The sequence below is a fragment of the Holdemanella biformis DSM 3989 genome (assembly GCF_000156655.1).
GTDB lineage: Bacteria > Bacillota_I > Bacilli_A > Erysipelotrichales > Erysipelotrichaceae > Holdemanella > Holdemanella biformis.
The window spans coordinates 1-780 of the sequence record NZ_DS996856.1 but is presented as its reverse complement, the minus strand read 5'-3'; the positions used below and the strand labels follow the sequence as shown (position 1 = coordinate 780).

Below are 780 nucleotides of genomic sequence, written 5' to 3'. Positions count from 1 at the left end.
CACATCTACGTATTTTGCCATTCTAGAAGCATAAATCCATTTTGTCCAACCCTTCAATTCAACCGAATCTAGCACAAACATTGTATAAGCACGAATCTTCTTTAATAAGATATATGCCTCTTCTTTATTGACGCAACGATTTAAAACGCATACATCATAACTTCTTTCAGTAGCTTCTTTTAAATCGTCTACATAATTCCAATCCACAAAGTCAGGAATATGAAGTGTTAAACTTAAATCTTCATTTCCAACTTGTAAAACACTAATCTTGTTCAACTTGCTTCATAACTCCCTTCCATTTACGAATTAAACTTGCCGTATTATATTCCTTACCTAATTCATAAGAATAAATCATACACTTATTCCAATTCGTAATATTATCCAAATAATATTTCAAACCATTCAACACTTCAGACACTTCTTTGACAATAAAACCATTCTTTCCATCATGCACATATTGTGTATTAAAAGAAACAATTTGCGGAATGGCACTACTAATACATGATATCTGTAAATATAAATCCGGTCTTGACGTTAAATCCACCATAATACGCTGTTCACGCATACATTTAGAAATACTCAATTCATCCACACATTGATCTACAAAGAATTTGATTGGAACTTTCTTTTCTTCGTCCAAATCAAACTCAGCTTTATCATTCGTCTCTTTACGAGCCAATCTTTCATCTAGCCCATTTACTTTTAGTACTTCACAAGTAAAATTCAAAATAGAATCCACACGATCCCAATTCGCATTTCGCGTAAAGAAATGAACACGGG

2 protein-coding genes are annotated in these 780 nt (G+C 32.7%); both read right to left on the bottom strand.

All coding sequences use genetic code 11. The features are described from left to right. The coding region (locus tag EUBIFOR_RS11840) for an accessory Sec system protein Asp2 (RefSeq protein WP_003866311.1) at nt 1-276 on the bottom strand (276 nt) is incomplete at its 3' end. Then, the coding region (gene asp1 / locus EUBIFOR_RS11835) for an accessory Sec system glycosyltransferase Asp1 (RefSeq protein WP_003866310.1) at nt 263-780 on the bottom strand (518 nt) is incomplete at its 5' end. The genes EUBIFOR_RS11840 and asp1, both read right to left, overlap by 14 nt.